General features: G+C 59.8%; 16 protein-coding genes. 4 read left to right on the forward strand and 12 right to left on the reverse strand.

Annotation, left to right across the window (positions count from 1 at the left end; genetic code table 11):
• Window positions 1-44: 44 nt before the first annotated feature.
• Genes DIE03_RS08000 through DIE03_RS08015 form a run of 4 tightly spaced genes read right to left on the reverse strand, consistent with a single transcriptional unit; the run spans window position 45 to window position 4,752 of the window.
• Window positions 45-1,928 carry a nucleoside-diphosphate sugar epimerase/dehydratase gene (locus DIE03_RS08000; RefSeq protein WP_124449138.1) on the reverse strand — a complete coding sequence of 628 codons (1,884 nt, stop codon included), beginning with the start codon at window positions 1,926-1,928 and terminating at the stop codon, window positions 45-47.
• A 12-nt stretch (window positions 1,929-1,940) separates the two neighbouring features.
• On the reverse strand, window positions 1,941-2,957 hold the full coding sequence (locus tag DIE03_RS08005; protein WP_124449140.1) for a glycosyltransferase family 4 protein: 1,017 nt from the start codon (window positions 2,955-2,957) through the stop codon (window positions 1,941-1,943).
• A 5-nt stretch (window positions 2,958-2,962) separates the two neighbouring features.
• A complete protein-coding gene (locus DIE03_RS08010) occupies window positions 2,963-3,928 on the reverse strand; it encodes an SDR family oxidoreductase (RefSeq protein ID WP_124449142.1) in 966 nt (321 codons plus the stop codon).
• A complete protein-coding gene (locus DIE03_RS08015; protein ID WP_124449144.1) occupies window positions 3,925-4,752 on the reverse strand; it encodes a glycosyltransferase family 2 protein in 828 nt (275 codons plus the stop codon). Before DIE03_RS08015 ends, DIE03_RS08010 begins: the two co-directional genes overlap by 4 nt.
• Window positions 4,753-5,009: 257 nt before the next feature.
• Between DIE03_RS08015 and DIE03_RS08020 the strand changes: the two genes are divergently transcribed.
• The gene (locus DIE03_RS08020; RefSeq protein ID WP_124449503.1) at window positions 5,010-5,825 is read left to right on the forward strand and encodes a sulfotransferase; all 816 of its coding nucleotides are present in this window, start codon (window positions 5,010-5,012) and stop codon (window positions 5,823-5,825) included.
• A gap of 93 nt (window positions 5,826-5,918) precedes the next feature.
• Here the strand turns inward: DIE03_RS08020 and DIE03_RS08025 are convergent, their stop codons facing one another.
• From DIE03_RS08025 to DIE03_RS08045, 5 genes are all read right to left on the reverse strand, one after another.
• A complete protein-coding gene (locus DIE03_RS08025) occupies window positions 5,919-6,896 on the reverse strand; it encodes a glycosyltransferase (RefSeq protein ID WP_124449146.1) in 978 nt (325 codons plus the stop codon).
• A gap of 48 nt (window positions 6,897-6,944) precedes the next feature.
• Window positions 6,945-7,523, reverse strand: a complete 579-nt coding sequence (locus DIE03_RS08030; protein ID WP_124449148.1) for a DapH/DapD/GlmU-related protein — start codon at window positions 7,521-7,523, stop codon at window positions 6,945-6,947.
• A gap of 14 nt (window positions 7,524-7,537) precedes the next feature.
• Window positions 7,538-8,755 carry a glycosyltransferase family 4 protein gene (locus DIE03_RS08035; protein WP_409364415.1) on the reverse strand — a complete coding sequence of 406 codons (1,218 nt, stop codon included), beginning with the start codon at window positions 8,753-8,755 and terminating at the stop codon, window positions 7,538-7,540.
• Between the two features lie 46 nt (window positions 8,756-8,801).
• Entirely contained in the window at window positions 8,802-12,197 is a 3,396-nt protein-coding gene (locus DIE03_RS08040) for a methyltransferase domain-containing protein (protein ID WP_124449152.1), read from the reverse strand.
• Window positions 12,198-12,313: 116 nt separating this feature from the next.
• On the reverse strand, window positions 12,314-13,684 hold the full coding sequence (locus tag DIE03_RS08045) for an ABC transporter ATP-binding protein (RefSeq protein ID WP_124449154.1): 1,371 nt from the start codon (window positions 13,682-13,684) through the stop codon (window positions 12,314-12,316).
• A gap of 501 nt (window positions 13,685-14,185) precedes the next feature.
• On the opposite strand from DIE03_RS08045, the gene DIE03_RS08050 reads away from it, so the two are divergent.
• The 3 genes from DIE03_RS08050 (at window position 14,186) to DIE03_RS08060 (ending at window position 18,618) form a co-directional block, all read left to right on the forward strand.
• Entirely contained in the window at window positions 14,186-15,010 is an 825-nt protein-coding gene (locus tag DIE03_RS08050; protein ID WP_124449505.1) for an ABC transporter permease, read from the forward strand.
• Entirely contained in the window at window positions 15,000-16,400 is a 1,401-nt protein-coding gene (locus DIE03_RS08055; RefSeq protein WP_124449156.1) for an ABC transporter ATP-binding protein, read from the forward strand. Before DIE03_RS08050 ends, DIE03_RS08055 begins: the two co-directional genes overlap by 11 nt.
• A 61-nt stretch (window positions 16,401-16,461) precedes the next feature.
• Entirely contained in the window at window positions 16,462-18,618 is a 2,157-nt protein-coding gene (locus DIE03_RS08060; protein ID WP_124449158.1) for a glycosyltransferase, read from the forward strand.
• Window positions 18,619-18,801: 183 nt separating this feature from the next.
• Here the strand turns inward: DIE03_RS08060 and DIE03_RS08065 are convergent, their stop codons facing one another.
• The 3 genes from DIE03_RS08065 to DIE03_RS08075 all read right to left on the reverse strand — a co-directional run bounded on the left by DIE03_RS08065 (window position 18,802) and on the right by DIE03_RS08075 (window position 22,420).
• Window positions 18,802-19,617, reverse strand: a complete 816-nt coding sequence (locus tag DIE03_RS08065) for a class I SAM-dependent methyltransferase (protein ID WP_185658125.1) — start codon at window positions 19,615-19,617, stop codon at window positions 18,802-18,804.
• A 333-nt stretch (window positions 19,618-19,950) separates the two neighbouring features.
• Complete coding sequence (locus DIE03_RS08070; protein ID WP_124449162.1) at window positions 19,951-20,862, reverse strand: glycosyltransferase family 2 protein; 912 nt, start codon at window positions 20,860-20,862, stop codon at window positions 19,951-19,953.
• A 139-nt stretch (window positions 20,863-21,001) separates the two neighbouring features.
• Window positions 21,002-22,420 carry a mannose-1-phosphate guanylyltransferase/mannose-6-phosphate isomerase gene (locus tag DIE03_RS08075; protein ID WP_124449507.1) on the reverse strand — a complete coding sequence of 473 codons (1,419 nt, stop codon included), beginning with the start codon at window positions 22,418-22,420 and terminating at the stop codon, window positions 21,002-21,004.
• Window positions 22,421-22,505: the final 85 nt, after the last annotated feature.

Consider the following 22,505-nt stretch of genomic DNA (forward strand, 5'->3'; position numbering starts at 1 on the left):
TTTTTTCATGTGTCGTCGAGCCGTTCGGGTCTCGCCTCGGCGCGTCACTTGCTCGACGCGGCGCGCACCGACGGTACGCTCTGCAAGGTCGGGGCAACGGCCGTCTGGTATTCAGGCACCCAGCGCCGCAGGTCGCGCCGCACTTCGTCGTCGGACAGCACGCGGTGCTGCATCAGCCACGGCAGCAACTCGTCGAGCAAATTGTCAGGCACTTCGCGCGCCCGCGCGATCCGCAGTTTCGGGTGCGGCGTGCGCGTCGTCGCCTCGTCGTCCGCGAGCAGCTCCTCGTAGAGCTTCTCTCCGGGCCGCAGCCCGGTGAATTCGATGCGGATCTGTTCTTCCGAGAAGCCGTATAAGCGAATCAGGTCGCACGCGAGATCGACGATCTTCACCGGCTCGCCCATGTCGAGAATGAAGATCTCGCCGCCGTGCCCCATGCTCGACGCCTGCAGCACGAGCTGCGACGCCTCCGGGATCGTCATGAAGAACCGCGTGATCTCCGGGTGCGTGACCGTCACCGGGCCGCCCTTCGCGATCTGCTGCTGGAATTTCGGAATCACGCTGCCCGCGCTGCCGAGCACGTTGCCGAAGCGCACCGTCTCGAACTGCGTCCGCCCGCTCGTCTGCTGCAATGCCTGGCAAGCCATTTCGGCGAGGCGCTTGCTCGCGCCCATCACGTTGGTCGGATTGACGGCCTTGTCGGTCGAGATCAGCACGAAGTGGCGCACGTCGTGGCGAATCGCCGCGCGCGCCACGCGATACGTGCCGAGCACGTTGTTGCGCAGTGCCTGCCACGCGTTGTGCTCCTCCATCAGCGGCACGTGCTTGTAGGCGGCCGCATGGAACACGATGTGCGGCGCATGGCGCGACATCACCTGGTCGAGCAGCAGCGAATCCTTCGCATCGCCGATGATCGGCAGCACGGGCAAGTCGGGGAACCGTTCGCGCAGCTCCTCGGTGAGCCGGTACATCGCGTATTCGGACAGGTCGAATGCAACCAGTTGCGCCGGCGCGAAGCGCAGGATCTGCCGGCACAGCTCGGAGCCGATCGAACCGCCCGCGCCCGTCACCATCACGACGCGGCCGCGCAACAGCGCCTCGACGTGCGGCGTATCGATCGTCACGGCATCGCGGCCGAGCAGATCCTCGAGATCGATGTTCCGGACCTGCGACAGGAAGCCCTGCCCCGGCATCAGCGCGGTCAGCGACGGCAGCACCATCGCCTTCACGCCGGCACGCACACACAGTGTCGCGACGCGACGCTGGGTCTCGACCGACGCCGACGGAATCGCGATGATCGCGTACTCGACCTTCATCGCATCGGTCCAGTGCTTCAGGTCGTTGAACGAGCCCAGCACCTTGTAGCCGTAGATTTCGCGGCCCTGCTTCGTGACGTCGTCGTCGAGCAGACCGACGAGGCGCCATTCGCCGGAACGCGACAGCTCGCGCGCAAGACTCGCGCCGGCCGTGCCGGCGCCTAGCACCAGCACCGGCTTGCCCTTGCCGACGAGCCCGCCGTACAGGTAGTACTCCTTCGTCGCGCGATACAGCGCGCGCGCGCCGCCCATCGCCAGGAACAGCATCAGCGGCGACACGAGCAGCACCGAGCGCGGAATGATCGGCTGCGGCTGGAACATCACGGCGCCGATCATCACGATCACGCCGCCGCCGACCACCGCCTTCGCGATGCGCATCAGGTCGGGCAGGCTCGCGAACACCCACAGCCCGCGATACAGGCCGAACCCGTGGAACATCAGCGCGTAGACGGGCAGCACCCACGTCAACGCCATCAGCGCGCCGCTCAGGAAATCATGCGGAACGCTACCGTTGAAACGAACGAGATAAGCGAACAACCACGCGGCCACAACCGCCGTCAGGTCGAACAGGAAAGCACTCAATGACAGCCAAGATGCCTTGGAACGCAACATCGGCGGGAAACCTCAAGAATTGTTTTCGGCGGCCGCCTGAAACCGGCGCCAACGCATGTCGATCAACCATCCGAACCATGCCAGGACGCCATACCACGCGAGGAACGACAGCCATTGCTGCAGTTCGGGGCGGCCCTTTGCCCACACGGCGACAATTATGCCCGCGAGCATGATGAGGTACCAATAAAGAGCGGTCCGACCGTGGCTGACGCCCGATCGGACCATCCTTTGATAATAGTGCTCGCGGTGCGCCTGCCAGAACTTTTCTCCGCGTAACAAGCGTCTCAAAAGTGTTACAGATGCATCGGCAATAAAGGGCGCGAACACCATCGCCGGGAACCAGATCGGCCAGACATCGGTACGCCAGCCCCAGTAGCCCAGCGCACCGGCCAGGAATCCGAGCGGAATCGAGCCTGCGTCGCCGAGGAACAGTCTCGCCGGGTGGAAATTGAGCAGAAGAAAGCCCAGCGCCGCGCCGGCGACCGCCGCACCTGCCACGACGAGATCGGGCGACGGATGCGCGCCGCCGAGCGCCGCGACCGCGTACCCACCGAAGCCGAACAGCGCCATGCCGCCCGCGAGGCCGTCGGCGCCGTCCATGAAGTTGTACAGGTTCGTCAGCCAGACCATCGCAAAACCCACGCCGGCGAGCAGCCACCAAGGCGCATCGACCGGGAACACGACGATCAGCGCGACGACTGCCGCGAGGTGCGCCGAGAACCGCACGCGGGCCGGCAGCCCGCGCCGGTCGTCGATCTGCGACATCGCGGCGAGTCCTGCGGCGGCGGCGGCGATCAGCCAGAGTCGCGGCGCCAGCGCCAGCAGTGCAACGACGCAGACCGGCACGATGCCCCATCCGCCGACGCGCGGCGTCGGCAATGTATGAAGCGAACGGTCGTTTGGAATGTCGGTGGCGAGGCGCCATGCGAGGCCGGTCGCAAGCAGCCCACGCAGGATCGCCGTCGATGCGATGGCGGCGACCAGCGCCACCACGGCCGCCGCGGGCCATGTGGAGATCGTGAAAGGCATGTCGGTTATTGTTGTGTATCGCGCGAACGATACCACGCGGCGGTCGCTTCGAGGCCCTGGCGGGTCGTATAGGGCGGATGCCAGCCCAGCACGCGCTTGATCCGGCCCGTGTCGAGCTGCAGGCTTCCGGTCAGCCGGTCGATGGCCGCACTGCGACCCGTCAGCTTGCCGAGCACACGCAACAGCGCCGGCGGCACCGCGATCAGCCGGGCCGACCGGCCAAGCGCGTCGCCGACGAGGCGCAGCAGGGCCGCGACCGACGGTGCATCGTCGTCGGCGACGTGAAAGCATTCGCCGGCCGCGCGCGGGTCGATTGCGCAACGCAGCAGCGCATCGGCGAGGTTGTCGACGTAGACGATGCTGCGGCGCGCCGAAACCGAGCCGAGCGGCAACGGCATCCCGCGCGCGACCGCGTCCATCATCCGCAGGAAGTTGGCGCGGACGGACGGGCCGTAGACGAGCGGCGGACGAACGACGACGACGTCGAGCCCCGCCGACGCGCCGAATTGCGCGAGCTGGCGCTCTGCCCGCAGTTTCGAACGGCCGTATGCGTCCTGCGGATCGGGTTCGGAAGCCTCGGACAACGGCACCCCGCCGTCGCCTTCACCGACCGCCTTGATGCTGCTCGCGAACACGATGCGCCGCACGCCGTGATGGCGCGCCGCCTCGGCGAGACGCAGCGTACCGGCGACGTTGGTGGCATCGAACGCGGCGTCGGGATCGGGCGACTCGTCGCGCATCACGTGCACGCGCGCGGCGAGATGGATCACGCAATCGGCGGCCAGGTCGGTGGGCCACGCTTCAGCCAGCGCATCGAAATCGGCTGTGTCGTGCACCCACTCGCGCACGCCGTCGATGCAGCCGCCCGGACGCCGCACCAGTGCGGTAACCGTGTGCCCGGCCTCCAGCGCGCGGCGGCAGACTGCGCGGCCGACGAAGCCGTTCGCGCCGGTGACGACGAGGTGACTCACCAGAGCCTCCAGCCGAAGCGGTTGTAGAACTTGAAGGCCGATGCGGCGAACATGCGGATGTGCGCGAAACCCTTGCGGGACGCGCCGCCGCCGTGGTGGATCACGCGCACCGACGGGACATACGCGACGCGGGCGACCTCGTGCGTGCGCAGGCTCAGGTCGTAGTCCTCGAAGTACAGGAAGTAGCGCGGATCGAAGCCGCCGAGTTGCTTCAGGACTTCGGTGCGGAACAGCATGAAGCAGCCGCTGACGATGGGGGGATCCCAGACGATATCGTGATCGTTGATCACGTCACGCATTTCGTAGCGGTCGAGGCGCTTCACGAATCGCGTCTTCCAACTCGCCGGAAAAAATCCGCGGACAAGCAGGTCGAATATTGTCGGCGAGCGCCTGCACAGATACTGAATGCCACCTTTCTCATCTGAAATGTTCGGTGTCAGAAGCCCGACGTCCGGACGACTACGAAGAAAGTCCAACGCATACACGAGAGCATCCTTGTCGAGATCGATATCCGGATTCAAAATCAAATGATGCTCGCTGCTGGCCGTCGCGAGCGCCAGGTTATGTCCGCGACCGTAACCGACATTCCCGTGCCCACTCAACGACGCACACTCGAATCCGGCCACCTGCGATCCGGCCACGTCCTCCCAGATATCGGGTGTACCGCCGTTATCCACCACGCAGATTACGGCATGAAAGTTCGGATCGCGCAGACGCACTGTGCACACTGCATCGCGCATGCTGTGGAGTGTATTGAAAAAGCGCTCAACGTCCGGCCGATAGACGACGATAGATACGGTTAGCGGTGCTCTCGAAGTACTCATCTCAAGTTAAATATTATCGAAGTGAACATGACGCACGGCGTTCGGATCGTAAGGTATTCGAAACATTTCGGCGGAGATCTTTTCCCGTGTACCCCATCGGAGCATAGGCGACATGCAACCTGCCACGAACGTTTTCGCAATCACGATGTCGTACGGGTTCGATCATTCTCAATTGACGGTGGATGGATCACACGGGCCCGCACCACCCATTCGGTGATGCGGCCAGGCCGTCGTTCATCGCACCTCATCCTCACAGCATGTTCATCCTTTTCGGCTCGCCTCGATCGGGAACGACCCTGTTCAAGGAGTCGCTCAATCTACACAGCGACATCTTCATTCCGAACCAAACCACGCTCATCAGTCCGATCGCTCACGTCATGGGCTGCATCAGCGACTGGTCCGTTGCTCGCCCGCTGATCAGCAAGATCGTCAAGTCGACGGACGACTTCTCCGAAGTTCTTGAGCCCTATATCTCCGCCGCGGACATCGATGACGCGCTACGCGAAGCCGAACCGAACCTGGCAGGCGTACTCACATCGATCTATAGCCGTATCGCATCCAATGCAGGAAAGCGGTTGGGTGGAGACAAAACCCCTGACGATCTCCTTTCGATCCGGAAGCTAGAACAGGTCGGACTCCTGGACTCCGACATCAGGTTTCTCCATATCGTCCGCGACGTACGCGGCACGATGCTGTCCCTCAAAAACGTCTCGTGGGCACCGCCAGGCATCGAGGAATATTTCCCTCGCTTGTGGAACTACACCAATCTCCACTTGCACCATGCCATGCGCGAGCGTTCAAATTACCTGTTCGTGCGCTACGAGGATCTCGTCTCGAACCCGCGCGATGTCCTGGCGCGTTCTGCTGGATTTCTCGGCCTATCGTTTGAAGAATCCATGCTGGACAATTCGAAGCGGGCGCCGGTACTGCGCAATGATCAGAGTCACCTCAACCTGTCGCGGCCGTTCCTGAACGACCGCGCAACGGCTTGGCAGACGAGCCTGCCACCGGACATTACCGCCCACTGTTGCGCTACCGCGGCTGAGGGGCTGAAAGCGTTCGGATACATCTGAGTACGCGGGAGTCCGCGCAGACTCTGCCTTGAGAACGGTCGCACACCCATGGTGCGCGACCTCGATCGTCTTGCTCCTTGGCGTCGCTACAGGTCAGCCCGCCACGGCCGCGCGAAATGCATCGGCATTTCGTGCATCGACTGCATATTCATAGAATGCCGAACGAGTCGGAAATGCCGGAAGGACGGTCTGCAGAAAACACAGCATCTCCGTCATCCCTTTGTTCTGCAGGAAGCGCCTGAATGCACCAAGATCGCTTCCGTCCAATCGCGCAGAGAACATTCTCGGTCCCGACATCGCAAGTGCCTGCGCAATAACAGCCGCGATCTCGACTCGAACCTTGCTCAAGTCCTCCTTGATCGTGTTCCTTTCGTGCACGCGATACACGATATGCTGCACGTCCCGGTCGATATACACGCTGTCGTGGGCGAACGCGTACATCAAGAAGTCGAGATCGTGGCAGTAGCGAAGCGGTTGGAATCCACCCGCGGCTTGCCAGAGAGCCCGACTGAAAACCATATTCGACGTCGTCGCGACAAAATTCTCGTTCAGCAACGCCAGTTGCGGCAATCCAGTATCGCTCAGGAATCCGTATGCACGCGCCAGCCAGTCGATCGCGACGCCAGCATGCTGTTCGACGCCATGGTCGTCCATGATGCCGGCACGCCCCGCGATCAACCCCAGGCCGGGCCGCTCCTGAATCAGTTCCCGGCAACGCGCGAGCTTCTCCGAAGCAAACACGTCATCCGAATTCAGGACCGCGACATAGTCGCCGCGGGCAAGACCGATCGCACGATTGATCGTATTGTGGGCTCCCGCATTCTCCTGTCGACAGGCGCTTGCGTACGGAACGTTTGCAAGAAGCCGCGACGCAACGTCAAAGCCGTCATCGGACGAACCGTCGTCGATCAATATGATTTCATCGGCAGGAGAAGACTGCGACAACACGCTCTGCAACGTACCTTCGATATACCGTGCATGGTTATACAAAGGAATGACCACAGAAATGGTGGCGTTCGTCCGTGCAACAGACGCAGATACAGACGGCTTGCGGAATTTAAAGATTGACATATTCAAGACCAGGCAATGATTTCATCCACAAAACACTCAAACGCGAATTCATTGGATATCGGTATCAAAGAACGGGAAGTAGCGTGACCGATAGCGCAAATCCCGCGTCCGTTCCTTTATGAACCGTGCCGGATTTCCGGCAACGATCGTGTACGGCTCGACATCACGTGTCACGACCGATCCTGCTCCCACAACGGCCCCTTCACCGATGCGAACGCCGGGACTGATGATCGCGCGAGCACCAATCCAGACGTGGTCCTCAATGACAACCGGTTTGCACAAGCAAACAAAATCCGGATTCTGCGGATCGTGTGTCAACGTCTGGATCAACGTATAGTGCGAAATATTGACGTTATTCCCGATCGTCAACGGAACGCGGCCATCCAGATAGGTATACCGATTTACGACGGTATTATTCCCAATCGAAATGTGATACCCCGTAACAAAACACCCCATCGCAATGCTTGAATCGCGACCAATCCTCACCTGACAAAACCTGCCAAGGAACCAATGCCTCACCCGATAAGGCATGTAATTCATGAACAAGTGATTACCCAGGTAAAAGCAAACCGCAGGCTTGAAGCGCCATCTGACAAAGCGGTAAAACGACTTGAGTGAGCTCACCATATCCGCCTCTTCCGTTATCGGCTGTGCGCCCTGACCACATCTTCGATGATCGATTCGTAGCGCGTCACGATGTCGGCAAAGTTGTAGCTCGCGTAGATCTTGTCGCGCCCGCGCGCCCCTCTTTCACGCCACTGTTCGGCGTTCGATGCCATCCGATCCATCGCATCCGCGAGAACTGGCGCAATCTTGTATTCCCTCGGTGCGTAGGCAAGCTCGTCGAGCAACTTCGAATTCAGATTCGGAGTGTCGCCATACTCATTCGGGATCAGGATCCCGATATCGTCACCGTCGATGACTTCTGCTGAAGCGCCGGTGTCGGTCAGGATCATCGGCTTGCGGTAGAACATGGCCTCGTTCATCGCGATGCTCCAACCCTCGATGAACGACGGGAGGATGAACGCGTCCGCAACACGATGCACGTCTTCGACATCCGGGAAATAGCCCGGCATCAGAATATGTTGCTCCAGGCCATGCTCAACCAAATAGTGACGAAGCGCATCGACGTGAGGCGGATAGATCACGTTGCCGACGCAGAGAATCTTGACGTCGCGCCGGCGCGCCAGCAAATGACGCATCGCGTCCGCCATCACGTAGTGCCCCTTGTGCAAATTGTACGAGGCAACATTCGCGAACACGTAATCGGAGTCTGACAAGCCAAGCTGGGTACGCGTCAGCTTCGGAGGTTGCTTTTCCCTTGCCTCGTGCTCGGACAAGATCAGACCGTTCGGTACTGTCACGACCTTGTCGTCCGACACGCCGAGGTTGGTCACCGCAAAGCGAGTCGCGTTCTTCGAAACCGACACGTAGCGATCGACATAGCGATCATTGTCGGCAAACGCCCGGGCCTGTTCGTCCGAAAAGAACGCATACACGTTGTGGATGAACGTGATGTTCGGAATCCCGAGGCGATCGAACAGCGGATAGCCGGTATTCGAGAAGTGAGACATCGAGATATCGACGCTCAACTCGGCCAGCAGCCTCTCGTAAGCCTCGAGCGTGTTCGCCGCGGGCAGTCCGACCACCCGCAGGCCGGCATTGCGTGCGACGGTACCAAGGTGCCCGACCTTTCCCGGGGTAACGATAGTGACGTCGAAACGAGCCCGATCGAATGCGATCGCGGAGTCAAGCACGACCTTCTCGAGACCGCCCTTGTCGAACGACGCCAATTCGATCAGGACTCCAAGCCTCCCGTCGGTACGCGGACGACGTTGCGGCGGTGCTTTACGAAACAATGAGAACAGGGAACGCAGCATGGCGAGATCAATATGAGTGGGACAGTCAGTGAATGTCGAATGCACCGGGGCGCAGATTGCGCTCGCCATCGAGGACGTTGATCGATGCGAGAAGGGTAGACATCCGGGCTGCAACGGTCTCCACCGAGTACTCTGCAACCGCAGCCGCAAACCCTGCATCGGCGACGCGCTGCCACAGTTGCGGGTCTTCGAGCAGTTTGACAATCGCTGCGGCGATTTCTTCGGCACTGTCACCCTCAAGCACCTGTTCGCCCGCAACGAGGCCCATCCCTTCGCTTGCGATCTTGCTCAACACGCTCGGTACGCCATGCAACAGACTTGAAACCACCTTGCCCTTGATACCGGCACCGAATCGAAGCGGCGCAACCGATACGCGAGCCACATCAAGCACATCGCCCAGATTCTCCACGAATCCGACGATCTTCACCCCCATCGCCGGATTGTCGAGTGAGCGGATGTAGTCGGTCACACCGCTGCCGACGATACGCAACTCAGCGGTGGGCTGGCTTCGCCTGACGATCGGCCAAATCTCCTCCACCAGGAATTGCACGGCGTCGATATTCGGTCGATGCGCGAATCCGCCGACAAATACGACACCGGACCGCTCGTCGAACGTACGCCCCGAACGGGTCGGCATCCGTGGGATCGGAATGCGATGGACGTTCGCTTGTGGCGCAAGCTCTTTCAGAACGTCGTTCTCGAGACGACTCACCACGATGGTCGCATCGGCTTCGCGCACGGTCTGAATTTCCGTGCGACGCAGCATCAGCGCCTCTTCCAGTGCCTCGGGGGAGCGGTCGTGAATCGCCGCTCGCTCTTCACGGAGGTAATGGAGATCCACCGTGCCAAACACCAGCTTGACATGCGGCGCGCCACGACGAAGCGGTTCGACCAGGTGACGAGCGACGATGATGCGTTGCGCAACGACCACGCGCGCATCCGCGACCTCCTCCATGAACAACTGGTTGAGCGACGCAAGATCGCTCGCACACTGAACCCGCACGCCCCAACGCCGCAGCGCGTCCATATAGGCGACAGGGGGCGACTGTTCGAATGCCGCAATGAAGCTCACGTCGTAGCCGAACTCGCGGAAAATCCGCATATACCAGTAGACATCGACCGACCCGGAATCCTGATCGGGCTTCGGCACAAATGCATCGACGATCACGACCTTCGGTCGCTGCGGCGAGGTAAGCACATCGCCAAACGGCCGGTCGACACGGAACAACGTGTCGTAATGCTGCCGCAGCAGCCAACGCTCATACGCGTCATCCCAATTGCCATCATCCGTCGGCAGGCTCGCTTGCGCCGCATTCGACATGACGAAACGGGCGAACGGCTGCAGGTAGGTTTTCTCTCCCCGCGCAAACAGATCGAGCGTCAAGGCAACGAATCCGGTGGTGAGGACCGGCATCTCTTCCTCGAAACGCCATGCACGCCCCCAGGCATCGTTTCGAACCGCGATGAATCCGGGGCTCGCTGCCTTGATCTCGGTCACATTCTGGATCGTGACGTCATCGCTATTGACGCCCGCATGCGCGGCAAGAAGATGCGCGCCGGCATCGATGACGCCGCCAGCGGCATGCACCGTACCGTTCCTTTCCAGGATGACCGCGGAGACTGCAGTCGCGTCGGTGAAGCGTTCGAATGCTTCATCGATCGCCGCCAGCCATCCCGGACGCGCCAGCAATACGTCCGACATCAGGACGATGAATTCGCTCCCGGACACATCACCAACATGCTCGGCCAGCGCGGACATCGACCGGGTTGCGCGGGGATCGCCGATGACACGGACGCCGCTCTCCGCCGCCAGTTTTGCATCAATCTCGCCAACCGCGAATATCCGGTATGCGACGGACGTCGTATGGTGGCTCAGTGCCGCGAGACATGCGCGCATCGCCGCGCCGCCCTGCGATTGCAGCACGACAATCGTCGCTCGCGGCGCCGACGCCTGCTCGAACGGCCGAAGCGTCAACGACGACAATCCATCGACCTCGGCGATCGGCGTGGACTGCCCTGTCGTCGCCCCTGGGCGCGATGCCGGCGCCGTGCCGGCACCCTGCTGCTTTGCGCGGATACGGCGGGCTGCATAACGAAGGGGTTTCGTCACGCGCCAGGAGGTGGAGTTCGTGATTTGCTTCAACTGCCGCCGAAGGCTCTCGTTCTCGGTCAGCAATGCAACCGTCGACGGATCGCTCTCGCGCCCGCCGTCGCTGTCCTGAACCTGCGTGCCGAGCACGCCTTCCGCATGTTTCAACTGGTCGGTCAACTCATCGACCCGAGCAGCGAGAACCGTCGACGTGTTGTTCTGCACGTCGAGGGATTCAAGCACCTTGCGTGAGGTCGTCATCGCTTCGTCGCGACGTTCGGTCGCCTCGGTAAGCGTGGAAACGGTCCGATTCAACCGATCGACTTCGGCACTCAGGCGGCCGATTTCGGAATTGTTTGCGATGATGACGTCGTTCAAGCGCACGGTCTCGACCGTCAATCTGCCGATCTCTTCGTCGCGCCGGAGAACTTCGTCGGTCAGCCGCACGGCCTCGGCAGTCAGTCGGCCGATTTCGTCGCCGCGTGCCATGGTTTCCGTCGTCAGGCGGACAATTTCAGCCGCTTGAGTGCCGATATGCGCATTGCGCGCCTGATCGTAACGCGTAAACGACACCCCGCCATCGAGCAGATTGTCGTCCATTTCCGGTATCGGGCCGTCAGACGCAATCGCAATGAAGTACACGGGATCGAGCACGCCCGCCGTCTCGCGATACTCGCCAATCTCGTGTTCGGACCAGCAGTTGATGCGGCGCTCACCGCTGCGCCCTTCCTTCTGCAGCAGCGATCCGGCAAGCGGCTTCTGTTCGTAGAGGACGAAATTCTGAAACCCGCTCTTGAGCCACTGGACGAATTCCTCGCGATCGAGCTCGCGCACATGGTATTCGTTGGGGGGCGATCCGGGCGGCGAATAGATCGGACGGTTCGGCGTCGAAATGATCATGATGCCGCCCGGCTTCAGCACCCGACGCGCCTCGCGCATGAACGCTTCATGCTCGCGAAAATGCTCCAGCGTCTCATAGGAGTTGAGAATGTCGACCGACGCGTCGGCAAGGGGAATCTGCGTGGCGCTTCCCCACTCAAACCGGAGGTTAGGTACGTCACCATAGCGGGCCTTCGCATTTTCGACTGCTTGCGGGTCGACATCGACACCGGTCACGGAGCGCGCCGCCTGCGCGAGCAACGCGGACCCATAGCCCTCCCCCGAAGCGATATCGAGTACGTCCTTGCCTGCGCAGATCGCCGTCGAGAAAAGATACCGATGGTAATGCTCGTACTGAATAGGCCCCGCAACGCCCGGAAGATATCGCTCACCCGTGAACGAGTGGTCATCTTCCGAGGCTTTGAATCGAAAAATTCGCTCTTGCTTGATCATTTGAGAATCCTGCTCTGCAAACTTGCAAAAATCTTGTAAGTAATCTCGCCGAACACGTGACGACAACTTCACGCCGGGAGGTTGTGCTCGTGCCTGCGGATCAAATCCGTTCCGCGCTACATCTCTTCGGACAGTCCGGCATGCACCATCGGAACGCCCACGAGCGCATGTCTCACGCGGGATGCGTGCACGCGAAGGGGTAATGCGTCGTGGATCCAGTGATGCTGAACGTGGTCGTATTGCGTACCCTCCGCAATCGCGACGTTGATCGAGAAAGCACCCGCCGGAAGAACCGGCATAACGAAGGTGAACTCCGCGCACAGCACGTCGCCCGCGTCGCACGAAACGGGCCGTTCGGCGAAGGTCGCGAACGTGTTGTCTCCCGTCAGTTCCTGGCCTCGTTCGTTCTTGAGATAGAAACCGACGATCGGGGAAACCAGCGGCTCGGCGATTTCAATTGTCACGCGCAACGTAATCGACTCGCCACCGACGATCCACTCGAGCCTGCGCTCCTGATCGTCGAAGAATGCGACATCGACGATTCGCGCCCCCCCCTCGCCAAAAGCCTGCGACTCGTGATTGAACGCCAGCACCTGGATGTCGTTGCGAAACGGGGACGCGTTGAAGCGTTCGCGACGGAAATCCACTGCGCTTTCGTGAGGTTCCAACTCCACGGGCACCGCCGCCACGACCGCTCCGCCCGTGCTGTAGCGCGCCTCCAGATACGCCGCACAAACTTCCGCCGGCTTCCCCTGCGCGACAATCCGTCCACTGTCGATCCAGATGACGCGTGAGCACAGCTTTCTGATCGTCGACGTATCGTGACTGACGAACAGGATGGTTCCATGTTGCTTGAATTCGTGCAGGAAACGAAAGCACTTCTGATTGAAAAATGCGTCGCCAACCGCCAGTGCCTCGTCGATCACCAGGATGTCCGCGTCGACATGCGCGATGACTGCAAACGCCAGACGGACAAACATGCCGCTCGAATAGGTCTTGACGGGCTGATCGATAAACTCGCCGATGTCCGCGAAATCGACGATCGACTCGTAGCGATCGTCGATCTGCTGACGAGACAGCCCGTACAGTTGTGCATTCAGATAGATGTTTTCGCGGCCGGTGTACTCGACGTCGAAGCCTGAGCCGAGTTCGAGCAGCGCGGCAACCTTGCCGCGCACGGTGATATTGCCGCGAGTCGGAGCCAGCGTGCCGCAGACGATCTGGAGCAAGGTGCTCTTGCCCGACCCGTTGCGCCCCACGATGCCGACGGTTTCTCCGGCTGCAACGGCGAAACTCACGTCATGAAGGGCCCAAAATACGTTCGACTGCACTTCGGCTTGCCGATCCGTCGCCTGTCGCGTCGCCGAGCCTTGCACGAGTCGCGCAATGGCACCGAGCACACCTCTCTTCAACCGGTCGCCGGGTCGCTCGTAGGACTCAAAACCCTTGCTGATGCCGTGAGATTCGATCGCGATATTGTCAGACATATGGATTCATTCTTCGCATCCCGTCCGGACACGATGCCAACCTATGGATTGCGATCGGATGGATCGGTCCAGTGATGTGCCATCAGTCGCTGATGGTAAACAACGAATCCTACCACGACGCATCATTTCATAATATGGAAAATCGACACTGGAAGCCCCGGACAAGGCGTTCTCCGGGGCCGGAATTCCGTTCGAGGTCGGCTCACCGCCTGGAAATGCCAACGATCGGCGCTGATCCGCTATCCCGTACACGCATCCGGGATTGCTTGCGACATTTACACTTCGACACACGCCGCGACCGGAGCAACGTCGGTCCGCAGGTGAACCACTATGCGATAATTCGCATGCACCAGAATGGCCTCCGGGCCAAGCAAAGCACTGGACCGCAGGCGCTGCACCGGCCTGACGCCCGCCTGCGATCATCGAATCGCGGCTGCACGGATCCGCTTTCCCGCCGGCTCGTTGTGCCGTGCCACACCCGCTGACCTTGTCGTCGAACTTATGCAAAGCTTTAGTCTTTCGCCGCGATCTCTCGCCGCTTCACTGGTGAAAAATCGCCGCCTGATGCTCGATCTCGCGCGCCGCGACGCCGTGGGACGTTACAAGGGGTCCTTTCTAGGCATCTTCTGGTCGCTGCTCACCCCCCTCATGATGCTGAGTGTCTATACGTTCGTGTTCAGCGAAGTGTTCAAGTCCCGCTGGAACGATGCATCACACGCAGCATCGAAGGGCGAGTTCGCCGTGGTGCTGTTCGCCGGAATGATCGTGTTCAACCTGTTTTCCGAATGCGTGAACAGGGCACCGGGACAAATCCTGTCCCACTCCAACTTCGTCAAGAAGATCGTGTTCCCGCTCGAGATCCTGCCGTGCGTGACGCTGTTGTCGGCACTGTTTCACCTCAGCGTGAGCGTCAGCATCCTGCTGGTGGCCGAATGGATCGTCGTCGGCAGCGTGCCGTTGACTGCTTTTCTGTTCCCCATCGTGCTCGCACCGCTCTGTGTATTCATCATGGGCGTGAGCTGGATCCTGTCCGCCACCGGCGTCTATCTCCGCGACATCGGACAAACCGTGGGTATCGTCATCACTGCGATGATGTTCCTCTCGCCCGTGTTCTTCCCGGTGTCTTCGCTGCCGGAGCAGTTCCGCGGCTTCGTCTATTTGAATCCGATGACCTATCCAATCGAACAAGGTCGTGACGTTCTCATTTGGGGGCACATGATCGACTGGAATCGGTGGTCCATCTATTCGATCATGGCCATCGCCGTTGCATGGATTGGCTTCGCTTGGTTCCAGAAGACGCGCCGGGGTTTCGCCGATGTCATCTGACGTTGTCATCCGCGCCGCGTCGCTCGCCAAAGGATTCGAGTCCTATCGCAAACCGTCCGACCGTCTGAAACGCAGTGTCCTCAGCTTGCTGAGCGGGCTTGCGCCGGTTCCGACCGTACGCGAATCGCTGCGCCAGCGTGCGCAGGCGTGCACCCGGATGTTCTGGGCGCTTAAAAACGTCGATTTCGAGATTAAGCGCGGAGAAACGGTTGGCATCATCGGCCGCAATGGGTCCGGCAAGAGCACGTTGCTGCAAATCATCTGCGGCACACTTGCTCCCACGAGTGGCACGGTAGAAACCCAGGGCCGCATTGCCGCGTTGCTCGAACTGGGTTCCGGGTTCGATGCCGAATACTCTGGCCGCGAAAACATCTACATCAACGGCCAGCTGCACGGCCTGACCCGCGAGCAGATCGATTCGCGCGTCGACGAGATCATTGCATTCGCCGATATCGGCCACTTCATCGATCAGCCCGTCAAGACCTATTCGAGCGGCATGTTCGTCCGCCTCGCGTTCGCTGTCATCGCGCACGTCGATGCAGACATCCTGGTCATCGACGAGGCGCTGGCCGTTGGCGACGCATTCTTTACGCAAAAATGCATGCGTTTCCTGCGTCGCTTTCAACAGACCGGGACGGTTTTGTTCGTCAGCCATGATTCGTCCGCCATCCGCAGCCTGTGCGACCGGGTCATCTGGCTGGATAGAGGTGTGATGCGCGAGTCGGGAAGCGCGAAAACCGTCTGTATGAACTACTTCGAGGCGTTTTATCGGAAAAGTGGCGAGGACGGCGTGTCTCGTGTTGAATCCGACACTAGGAGGTTCGACGTAACCGCCATCGGCAACGAACCACGCGCAGATCAGCGCAGCCAATTCCCGCGCAACACGATCGATACACTACCGGCGCTGCCGAGCGTCGATCTGGATCCCCACGAACTTCCCGCGCAACGTGAATCGATGCTGATCGAATCCACGACCCTCACCAACACGAAAGGGGCGCCGGTTACCTGGGTCACAGGTGGCGAACGGGTTTCACTTCGGATTCGCATCCGTCGAACCGAATCCGACACGCCGCACATTGCGTTCTTCGTCAAGGACCGACTCGGACAGCCACTGTTTGGTGACGATAGCGTATTCGCGCTGCGGGAAGTCGGTTCGCCGTCACCGAACGGAAGCCATGTCGTCGCAGAGTTTCATTTCGGCATGCCGATTCTTCCGCCCGGCGACTACGCGTTCACCGTGCTCGTCGCGGCACCGACCGACAATCGCATCCGCATACTCGACTGTGTGCACGACGCCATTATCGTGAAGTCGGAGTCTGCCCGTGTCGCGACCGGCCTCGTCGGTGTTCCGATGAATCGCATCGAGCTCTTTGTTCGCGAAACGGCATAACACGCATCAGTCCGTTTGAGGATCCGATCAACCCACACCGACTGGGCCCCGAATTACCCATATGACTTCCGGCCAACATCGCGCCCCACACGATTCGACCGAGCACGATGCCCATTCCCGTGACGACGTAGAGGGCAGCGCATCGGCACAGCGTATTGTCGAACTAGAACGTGAACTCGCGGGCCTGCGCAAGGAAAATGTCCTGCGTGCGAATGCCGAAGCCGATCGAATCCGGCTCGAGGATGAACTGCGAAACATCCACGCGTCGCTATCGTGGCGCCTGACTTCACCACTTCGACGCGTGACCTCTGCAATCCGCGTGGCCGGCATCGTCGTGGCAACGATCCGGCGCCAGGCGGTCGTCCGCGGCAGCCTGCCGAGCGCGCTCGGGCACTACGCGGCCATGCTCAAGAGGGAAGGCCTCCAGGGAATCCGCGCTCGATCCAGGCGCCTCCGTGATGGCGGAGGATTCGCCGATGCCCCGCCGCCCGATGAGGTCTATCATGACTGGATCGACAAGTTCGATCGGTTCGGCGACGCGGAACGTGCGGCCGCCGAAAGCGCGCTGCAATCGTTCGAACATCGGCCGCTGATTTCAATCGTCGTTCCGACGTATAACAGCAATCCGTCGCACCTCGAAGCCATGATTCGTTCCGTGCAGGAGCAGGTCTACCCGTTCTGGGAGCTCTGTATCGCGGACGACGCATCTCCGGACGAGACTACGCGCGAAATCCTAACGCGCCATCAGGCGCAGGATTCTCGAATCCGACTGGTGTTTCGTACCAAGAATGGTCATATCTCCGAAGCCAGCAATAGCGCCCTCTCGCTGGCAACCGGTGAATTCGTCGCGCTGCTGGATCACGACGACCTCCTCCCGCCTCACGCACTGTTCGTCGTTGCGCAATACGTCAACCGCTACCCTCGCGCACGCATGTTCTACAGCGACGAGGACAAGCTGAACGAACGCGGGCAACGAACGGCCCCGTACTTCAAGTGCGACTGGAATCCTGCGTTGTTCCGTACGCAGAACCTGTTCTCGCATCTCGGCGTCATCGAAACCGCGCTGGTGAGGCAAGCGGGCGGTTTTCGGCGCGGATTCGAAGGAAGCCAGGACTATGATCTCGCGCTTCGATGCGTCGAGATTGCCGGCGATGACAGCGTCGTTCATATTCCGCATGTGCTCTATCACTGGCGCATCACGGCCAGCAGCACTGCAGGAACGAGTCATGCCAAGCCGTACGCGTCGACAGCGGCGCAGCGCGCCATTGAAGGTCATCTCTCGCGCTCCGGCATCGCCGCAAGCGTGGAACAGCCTTTCGGCGAGTTGCCGGTTTTCCGGGTGAGGTACGCGATACCCTCCCCTGCCCCTAAGGTGTCCATCATCATCCCGACGCGTGACGGCGTCGCGTTGCTCCGCCAGTGCGTCGAAAGCATCGTCGGACGCACGGTGTACCCGAACTACGAAATCATCGTCGTCGACAACGGCAGTACCGACGAGGCGACCCTCGCCTATTTCCGGGAGATATTGCTTCGCCCGAACTTCAGGATCGTCAGGGACGACTCGCCGTTCAATTTCTCTGCGCTGAACAATACCGCCGCAGCAGCAGCGACGGGCACTTTCGTATGCCTGCTGAACAACGATACCGAAGTCATCTCGCCTGACTGGCTCGACGAAATGGTCGGCATCGCGTCGCAACCGGGCGTCGGTACAGTCGGTGCAGCCCTGTGGTATCCGGACAATTCGCTTCAGCACGGCGGCGTGCTGCTGGGGCTCGGCGGTATCGCGGGCCACATGCACCACATGCTCAAGCGAGGGAATTTCGGCTACTTCAACCGCGCGGTGTCCGTGCAGGAGATGTCTGCCGTCACGGCTGCCTGCCTGCTTGTCAGCAAGCGAATCTATGACGAAGTACACGGCCTTGACGAATCATTTGCCGTCGCCTTCAATGACGTGGACTTCTGCTTGCGGGTGCGAGACGCAGGTTACCGAAACGTATGGACGCCGTTCGCCGAGTTGTACCACTACGAATCCGCAACACGCGGTTCCGACATGGCGCCTGACAAGTACCAGCGCTTCGTGAGTGAGGTGCGTCGAATGGAAGAGCGATGGGGTACCGCACTGAACCGCGACCCGGCGTACAACCCAAATCTTTCCCTCGCCGTGGACGTCTTGCCGTTCACGTTGGCCAATCCTCCGCGCATCGGAGCGCTCGACTAGGCCAAAGCCCTGCCCGCGTGAAGTGCACGCAACACGGCGGAGCAGGCTGCTGGCGCCTGTTCCGCCCCAGTCCATCTGCAGCAGATCAAAAAACATTGGTTGCCGCGTGAACGACAACGCCGGCGAGTGTCGCCGATACGTCGGCTCAATCGATTTAAATTCGATACTCGAGTTTCATCAACTTCACATCCATCGACTGACAAATCTTGTCCAGGCAGATGCCGGCAGGGACGATACCCCTTGCCGCTGCGACAGGAAGACCCAGTTGTTATAAATTGCGTATGCACGTTCCATGTCAAGGTCCCCGTGAGCAGCCAACATCTCCGACTTGCCAATGATGCTGCAATATCGAGTGAGAATATCCTGCCCATAGTCGGTAAAAGCCAATATTCCCTCTTCCCTGGTCGGATCGAGATGAAATTCGGGTTCCCGCAAGTGAACGATCATCCCGTTCTCAATTATTGCTCGAGGCTCACTTTTGGCAAGGTGCCATTTAACGGGTATCGTAGAAATATGGTAACCACCGGGCTTCAAAATACGTCGAATCTCGGAAAATGCCATTTCAGGGCAAGGAACATGTTCCAGGACGTCTTCAGTGATGATCAGGTCAAATGAACTGTCGTCAAACGACGTAGCCTGAATATCCTCGCACAGAATTCCATTACGACACTCTCCCGAAGCAGTGCCGTCGATGTATTCACTTGCAACGAGACGCTCGCCAAGCGGGGCCAGAGATTCAGCGACAGCACCTGCAGTGCTCGCTATATAGACCGTTCCGCGGAATTTTCTTGCAAATTTCCGAAGCGACGCACGGGAATCGCCACTCAACCACAAATCGAGAATCGACTTCGCAAGATGCCGATTTCTTGCAGAAGATCCACAGTGCTCACAGAGGAAAGAATTGCGCTTGCAGGGAAAATCTACCGGCTCGTATGACTTGAAAATGGCTTGCGATCCGCAGACGTGGCAATATCCGCGAGCAATTTGCGTCGGCTCCATACTCATCTCTCAGGTAGACGGTTTGGGTAGGCTGCTGTTGCCATAGCCGTGGCAATTATCGAGATATTGCTGACTGAAGGCCGATGCCACGGTCTTACATCATATTACATAGAATTATAATTTTGAAAGGAAGTGGGGTTAATACCAACCCTGACTCATCGTCCAAACCGTCAAATTTTAATTCGCTCGCCTCCAACGCACCACATCAAAACAGCCTGCCAACGCAGGACTACGCCTCATCTGAATTCTGATGTGCGGCAAACAGCGCCGCGGCTACAATGCCAATCAAGCGAACCTAACTGAACCGCCTGGCGACACCTTCCGGAATTTTCATCAAGCGTTATCGGAATAAGGTCCGAGCCGCCCACGCAAACCATCTCTGATTCCACGCCATACCATCGCAAGATGCTCCCCGCGACGATCCGGGAAAAAACAATAGATCACGACTCGAAATGGCAACTTCACGAGTTCCGTGGATTTCCATTTCAACGGCATCGATGCACGCTTCATCAATGCGATTGCATTGCGGAACTGATAATAGTGACGAATCGGTCCATGCATGGGATAACGACGCCCCAATACCTGAACAGGCTCGCCTCCCAGCTCGTGACTCATCCGCAACCAGGGAATCCCCCAAACATGATAGCCGCGCTGCTTCGCACGAATGCACCATTCGAGATCGACGAAGTCGATGAATAGCGACTCGTCCATTGCGCCAACGTCTTTCCAGCATTCAAGGTTGATGCAGGATCCGGACGAAATGAGGAAGTCAACGTCGATGGGTACGTCGCCAACCGGAGGTATCCGCTGGAGCCGTCCCCATCCGAACCGGACAAACGGTGCGACACCACGCAGACGTCGATCCTCATAAGCGGGGCCGATCAGCGCAACGCGGCTACCCGACTCCCGGGCCTGGACGATTAGTTTCGGCAGATCCGTCAGCAAGGACTGAGGCGGCTCGCTGTCCTGATCAAACAACAACGCGACATCGCAACCCGCGTGAATCAGAGCGCCGACCCCCTGATTGAACGCCATCGCGATTCCGGCATTCCACCCGTTCGGAATGTATTTGATCGAGTCGGCCAGCCCGAGAGCGCGGCGATCAAGCACTTCCGGCGTATTGTCGACCACCACGCAATGCATCGACTCGGCCAGCCGATTGGCGCGCGCAACACAGGCCGCGTCCGGATGAAAGAAAACGACAACCGCTCCGGTGTTCGGCGATCGATTTTGTGTATTACTCATAAGATTGCTACGCCTACGGTACCAGCATCGTGCGAAATGGCCATGTACGCCATCCTGCGATTTCAATGCGCTTTGACACGATCACTATGCCGAGCCGTTTTGGCAACTCGAATCCGCCACATCCCGGCCTGCCATCGCGTCATGTTCGCCCGTAGTTGTCTTCGAAGCGGACGATGTCGTCTTCGCCTAAATACTCGCCACTCTGAACTTCGATCATGACCAGGTCGACTACCCCGGGGTTCTCCAGCCGGTGCTTGTGGCCAGCAGGAATGTAAGTGGATTCGTTGGTCGACACGAAAAATGCTTCGTCGCCATTGACGACCTTGGCCATCCCGGACACGACGATCCAGTGCTCGCTGCGATGATGATGCATTTGAAGGCTGAGGCTCGCGCCAGACTTCACGACAATGCGCTTGATCTTGAATCGAGGCCCCTCTTCAAGCACCGTGTACGTTCCCCACGGGCGATGCACCGTTCGATGTACCTTGTACGCCTCGTGACCGGTCGCCTTGAGCTCCGCATAGATCTGCTTCACATCCTGCGCGCGACTGCGTGTCGCAATCAGCAATGCGTCGGGCGTGTCGATCACGATCAGGTTCTCGACACCGACCGCGCCAATCAATCGCTCGGAACTCTGCAGATAACTGTTCCTGACATCGACAAGCAGCGCTTCGCCTTCTACGCGATTGCCGTGCTCGTCCGGAGTCGCAAGATCACCCAGCGCCGTCCACGATCCGACGTCACTCCAGCCGATCGAACACGGTACCACCGACCCCTGCCGGCACTTTTCCATCACCGCATAATCCACGGAAACATCGGGAACCGCACCGAAAGTGTTCGGCTCGAGACGAATTTGCGCCCCACCGCCCGCACTCGTCGACGACGGTGACGCATCGATACAGGCTTTCACGGAATCAAGGATGTCCGGGCAATGCTCGGCAAGCTCTCGCAGCATCGTTCCGGCCGTAAAACAAAACATCCCGGAATTCCACAGAAACCGTCCGGACTCAAGATACTGCTGCGCATGGGCGAGATCTGGCTTCTCGACGAAACGCACGATGTCGGTTCCATCCGCCTCGATATATCCATATGCGGTTTCCGGGCTGTCGGGCTGTATGCCGAACGTGACGACCCGCCCGCCCGTGGCCAGCACCGACGCCTTCTCCACTGCGTCGGCAAACGCCGATGTGTCGTTGATCAGATGATCCGCCGCGAGCACGAGCATCACGACCTGTTCGCCCTGGGTGGCAGCGGCATACAAGGTCGCCGCGGCGATCGCAGCAGCCGTGTTTCTGCCGAAAGGCTCGAGAATGAACGAGGTCGCCAATCCGGTCGCATTGACTTCCCGATACTCGTCCTCGGTCTTGAAGAAAAGGTCGCGATTGGTGACCGTGAGCACTTCATCGACGCCAGCCAGATCGGCCGCCCGCAGGAAGGCCTTTTGCAACAGGCTTTCACCGTCGCTAAGCCGAATGAACGGCTTAGGATGCGATTCACGAGACACGGGCCAAAGTCTTGACCCGGCACCGCCGCAAAGAATAATAGGCAACAAGCTCACATCTTCCTCGTATTGCATTGACGATCAACGCGCTTCGGTCGACGTACGGCGCCGCGGATATCAGCCGCATCCGCCCGCTTCGGTA

This window comes from Burkholderia sp. Bp8992 (genome assembly GCF_003853705.1).
In the GTDB taxonomy this organism is placed as follows: Bacteria; Pseudomonadota; Gammaproteobacteria; order Burkholderiales; family Burkholderiaceae; genus Burkholderia.

Excerpts from the sequence above, each read along its gene's own strand:
- DIE03_RS08000 (WP_124449138.1), bottom strand. The coding sequence starts at position 1,928 with ATGTTGCGTTCCAAGGCATCTTGGCTGTCATTGAGTGCTTTCCTGTTC.
- DIE03_RS08005 (WP_124449140.1), bottom strand. The coding sequence starts at position 2,957 with ATGCCTTTCACGATCTCCACATGGCCCGCGGCGGCCGTGGTGGCGCTG.
- DIE03_RS08015 (WP_124449144.1), bottom strand. The coding sequence starts at position 4,752 with ATGAGTACTTCGAGAGCACCGCTAACCGTATCTATCGTCGTCTATCGG.
- DIE03_RS08020 (WP_124449503.1), top strand. The coding sequence starts at position 5,010 with ATGTTCATCCTTTTCGGCTCGCCTCGATCGGGAACGACCCTGTTCAAG.
- DIE03_RS08025 (WP_124449146.1), bottom strand. The coding sequence starts at position 6,896 with ATGTCAATCTTTAAATTCCGCAAGCCGTCTGTATCTGCGTCTGTTGCA.
- DIE03_RS08030 (WP_124449148.1), bottom strand. The coding sequence starts at position 7,523 with ATGGTGAGCTCACTCAAGTCGTTTTACCGCTTTGTCAGATGGCGCTTC.
- DIE03_RS08040 (WP_124449152.1), bottom strand. The coding sequence starts at position 12,197 with ATGATCAAGCAAGAGCGAATTTTTCGATTCAAAGCCTCGGAAGATGAC.
- DIE03_RS08045 (WP_124449154.1), bottom strand. The coding sequence starts at position 13,684 with ATGTCTGACAATATCGCGATCGAATCTCACGGCATCAGCAAGGGTTTT.
- DIE03_RS08050 (WP_124449505.1), top strand. The coding sequence starts at position 14,186 with ATGCAAAGCTTTAGTCTTTCGCCGCGATCTCTCGCCGCTTCACTGGTG.
- DIE03_RS08055 (WP_124449156.1), top strand. The coding sequence starts at position 15,000 with ATGTCATCTGACGTTGTCATCCGCGCCGCGTCGCTCGCCAAAGGATTC.
- DIE03_RS08060 (WP_124449158.1), top strand. The coding sequence starts at position 16,462 with ATGACTTCCGGCCAACATCGCGCCCCACACGATTCGACCGAGCACGAT.
- DIE03_RS08065 (WP_185658125.1), bottom strand. The coding sequence starts at position 19,617 with ATGGAGCCGACGCAAATTGCTCGCGGATATTGCCACGTCTGCGGATCG.
- DIE03_RS08070 (WP_124449162.1), bottom strand. The coding sequence starts at position 20,862 with ATGAGTAATACACAAAATCGATCGCCGAACACCGGAGCGGTTGTCGTT.